The organism is Actinomadura sp. GC306, from assembly GCF_004348665.1.
Lineage (GTDB): Bacteria > Actinomycetota > Actinomycetes > Streptosporangiales > Streptosporangiaceae > Spirillospora.
The window spans coordinates 1-4209 of record NZ_SMKM01000400.1; the positions used below are offsets into that span (position 1 = coordinate 1).

Sequence of the window (4209 nt, forward strand, 5' to 3'; positions counted from 1 at the left end):
CGGCGGGGGCGGGGGCGGTCCTGCTTAGCGGGACGCGGTTACCTGCGGGAAATCTAGAACGGGTTACAGTGAAGCGAATCTCGTTCTAGAAGGAGACCGCATGGGAACCCCGGTGATCGTCGAGGCGGTGCGCACACCGCTCGGAAAGCGCAACGGCTGGCTGGCGGGCATGAAGGCCCAGGCCGTCCTGGCGCACGCGCTCAACGCCGCGGTGGGGCGCGCCGGCCTCGACGCCGCCGAGGTGGAGCAGGTGTTCGCCGGCTGCGTGACGCAGGCCGGCGAGCAGGGCGGCCACGTCGGCCGCTACGCCTGGCTCTACGCGGGCCTGCCCTGGCAGACCGGCGTCACCACGATCGACGCGCAGTGCGGGTCGGCGCAGCAGGCCGTCCACCTGGCCGCGTCGCAGATCGCCGCCGGGGTCGTGGACGTCGCGATCGGCTGCGGCGTCGAGGTCATGAGCCGCGCGCCGCTCGGCAGCAACGTCATGCCCGCCGACCCGCGGCCCGACGACTGGTCGCTCGACATGCCGAACCAGTTCGAGGCGGCCGAGCGGATCGCCGCCCGGCGCGGCATCACCCGCGCCGACCTCGACGCGTTCGGCGCCCGCTCGCAGCAGCTCGCCGCCAAGGCGTGGGCCGACGGCCGCTTCGACCGCGAGATCGCCCCCATCACGGCGCCCGTCCTCGACGGCGAGGGCAACGTGACCGGGGAGACCCGCGAGGTCACCCGCGACCAGGGCCTGCGCGAGACCACCGCCGACGGCCTCGCCGGGCTCAAGCCGGTCATGCCGGACGGCATGCACACCGCGGGAACCTCGTCGCAGATCTCCGACGGGGCCGCGGCCGTCGTCCTCATGTCCGAGGAGAAGGCCAAGGCCCTCGGCCTGCGCCCCCGCGCCCGCATCCGGAGCCAGGCCCTGGTCGGCTCCGAGCCGTACTACCACCTGGACGGGCCGGTCCAGTCGACCGAGCGCGTGCTGCAGAAGTCCGGCATGACGATGAACGACATCGACATCACCGAGATCAACGAGGCGTTCGCGTCGATCGTGCTGTCCTGGGCGTCGGTCCACAAGCCGGACATGGACAAGGTCAACGTGAACGGCGGCGCCATCGCCCTCGGCCACCCGGTCGGCGCGACCGGCTCGCGCCTGATCACGACCGCGCTGCACGAGCTGGAGCGCCGCGACGCCGGGACGGCCCTCGTCACGATGTGCTGCGGCGGTGCGCTGTCCACGGCGACCATCCTCGAACGGATCTGACCGGACGACTCACGACACCGGCCCACGACACCGGCCCACGACACGGCCCCGGCGCACCGCCGGGGCCGCCACTCTGCGAAGGCGCGAAAGGCGGTCCCTCCTTGCAGCCGGAACCCGAAGACCTCGGCGGCGGACTCTGGAGCGTTCCAGTCCCGATCCCGGACAACCCCCTCGCCTACACGCTGGTGTACGCGGTCGAGAGCCCCCAGGGCCCCGTACTGATCGACGCGGGCTGGCACCACGAGGACGCCTGGGCGGCCCTCACCGGCGGGCTCGGCACGTTCGGCATCGACGTCGCCGACGTGCGCGGCGTGGTCGTCACCCACTACCACCCCGACCACGCGGGCCTCGCGGGCAAGGTGCGCGAGGCGTCCGGCGGCTGGATCGCCATGCACCACGCGGACGCCGAGATCACCCGGCTGTTCCGCTCCGTCGGGCAGGGCGGCCGCCGCTCGTTCGAGCTGACCGCGCTGCGCCGCGCGGGCGCCGCCGAGTCCGACCTGACCGAGCCGCCCGCGGACCGCCGGGTCGAGCCGCCCGCCGTCCCGGACCGCGAGCTGTCCGACGGCGACCTCGTCGACCTCCCGGGCCGCAGGCTCCGCACCATCTGGACGCCGGGCCACTCCCCCGGCCACATCTGCCTGCACCTGGAGGACGGCGACCGGATCTTCACCGGCGACCACGTCCTGCCCCGCATCACCCCGCACATCGGCCTGTACCCGTACGACATCCCGGACGTGGACCCGCTCAGCGACTTCCTCGGCTCCCTCGACAAGGTCTCCGCGATGTCCGTGGACGAGGTGCTGCCGGCCCACCAGTACCGCTTCACCGGCCTCTCCGGCCGCGCCCAGGAGATCATCGAGCACCACGAGCAGCGGCTCACCGAGATCACCGCCCTGCTGTCCGCGCAGCCCAGGACGCTGTGGGACATCACGGCGGGCCTGACCTGGCGCAACCCCTGGGAGGAGATGGCCCAGTTCGCCCGCCGGATGGCCGCCGCCGAGGCCGCCGCGCACATCCGCACCCTCGAAACCCGGGGGGTCGCCCGCCGCGAGGGCACGGGCGACCCCCTCCGCTACCGCCTCCGCTGAACCGCCCTACCCGTGCTACCCGGCCCGCACGGCGCCGAGCGGCCGCGCGGGCCCCAGGGCGAGCCGCGGCCAGCCCGCGGTGTCGCGCTGCAGCTGCCGGTCGTGGGTCGCGAGGACGACGGCCGCCGGAGTCGCCTGGAGCGCTTCGGTCAGCTCGTCCACCAGGGCGATCGACAGGTGGTTGGTCGGCTCGTCCAGCAGCAGGACGTGCGGCCGGGCCGCCAGCACCATCGCCAGGTCGAGCCTGCGCCGCTGCCCCATGGACAGGGCACCCACGGGCTTGCCGACGTCGTCCGGCGACAGCAGCCCCAGCGCGGACAGCGAGACCGTCTCGTCCTCCCCGATGCGGCCCGCCGTGACCAGGCGCCCGACGTGCGCGGCGAACACGTCGTGCGCCCTGCCCTGCACCTCGGGTGATTCCTGGGCCAGCAGTTCCACCCGCGTTCCCGGGGCGCTGCGCGTGACGCCGCCGGTCGGGGCGAGCCGCCCCGCGAGCACCGCCAGCAGCGTCGACTTCCCCGCCCCGTTCGGCCCGGTCACGACCAGGCGCGAACCCGACTCCAGGACAAGAGACACGTCCTGGTGCAGGCGCCCCTCCACCCGCACGTCGTCGGCGGTCAGCAGCCGGACGCCGGGACGGGCGGGCAGGTCCGGCATCCGGAACCGCCGCGGCGGCACCGGCGCGGTCACCGCGTGCCGCTCCAGGTCGTCCCGGCGCCGGTGCACGGACCGGACGATGCCGGGGGCGCGGGTGGCGCGCTGGTGCTTGCCCGTCCCCTTGCCGGGCCGCCAGCCGGTCACGAGCCGGTTCTGGGCCTCGGACAGCTCCCGGGTGAGGCGCGCGTGCTCGGCCCGCTGCCGCTCGTACTCCTCCTCCCAGCGCTGGAGTTCCGCCTCCCGGCCCTCGCGGTATCCGGCGTAGCCGTCCCCGTAGACCTGCGGGCGCCCGTCCCGGCTGGGGTCCAGGTCGAGAACGGTCGTCGCCACATCGGACAGCAGCGCCCTGTCATGACTGACCACGACGACCCCGCCCGGATGCGCGCGCAACCTCGCCGTGAGGAAGTCGAGCCCCGCCGCGTCCAAATGGTTCGTCGGCTCGTCCAGGAGCAGGAAGTCGTGCTCGGCGCCGAGCAGGCACGCGAGCCGCACCCGGTAGCGCTGCCCGACGGACAGCTCCGCCAGGCGCCTGGTCCGGTCGGTGACCGCGCCCAGGTTCTCCAGTGCCAGATCGACGCGCCGGTCGGCGTCCCAGGCGTCGAGCGCCTCCGCCGCGTCCAGCGCAGCCTCGTACTCCTGCTCCGCGCCGGGCCGCCCCTCGGACAGCGCCCGCGTCGCCTCGTCGAACGCCGCCAGCGCGGCACGGGCGTCCGCGAGCTCCCGGTCGACGGCGTCGCCCACGGTGGCACCGGGCCCGGCGGCCATGGCCTGCTCGGCGATCCCGAGCGTGCCGACCCGCTGGACGCGGCCCTCGTCGGGCACCAGCGCCCCGCTCAGCACGTGGAGCAGGGTCGTCTTGCCGCGGCCGTTCTCCCCGACGATGCCCCAGCGGGCCCGCGGCGAGACCGTCACGTCCACGCCGTCGAGGACGGTGCGCCCGCCGCGGACGACGCGGACGCCTTCGGCGGTGAGCTGCGCACGGGCACGCGCGGGCAGGGTGATGGAAAGGGTGTTCATTCTTCCTCCGGACGGAGGCGCGCACGCGCGAACGCGTCGAGAAGGACTCGTGGGAAAGCGCGCCTCTGAGCTGACTCAGAACAGCGTCAGACCGCCCGTGGCTCGCTCAGGCGAGGGACGGGCCGCCCAGAAAGGAATCAGAGAAAGAACAACCGTGGCACGCCCCCGACGCTAGCAACCCCGCCC

3 protein-coding genes are annotated in these 4209 nt (G+C 74.2%); 2 read left to right on the plus strand and 1 reads right to left on the minus strand.

Features of this window, described 5'->3' with window-relative positions; genetic code table 11:
• Positions 1–100 precede the first annotated feature (100 nt).
• Together E1200_RS31615 and E1200_RS31620 are read left to right on the plus strand one after the other, a co-directional pair.
• Entirely contained in the window at positions 101–1258 is a 1158-nt protein-coding gene (locus E1200_RS31615) for a steroid 3-ketoacyl-CoA thiolase (RefSeq protein ID WP_131956063.1), read from the plus strand.
• A 101-nt stretch (positions 1259–1359) separates the two neighbouring features.
• Complete coding sequence (locus E1200_RS31620) at positions 1360–2349, plus strand: MBL fold metallo-hydrolase (protein ID WP_131956065.1); 990 nt, start codon at positions 1360–1362, stop codon at positions 2347–2349.
• 15 nt (positions 2350–2364) lie between these two features.
• Here the strand turns inward: E1200_RS31620 and E1200_RS31625 are convergent, their stop codons facing one another.
• A complete protein-coding gene (locus tag E1200_RS31625; RefSeq protein ID WP_131956067.1) occupies positions 2365–4023 on the minus strand; it encodes an ABC-F family ATP-binding cassette domain-containing protein in 1659 nt (552 codons plus the stop codon).
• Between the last annotated feature and the right edge of the window lie 186 nt (positions 4024–4209).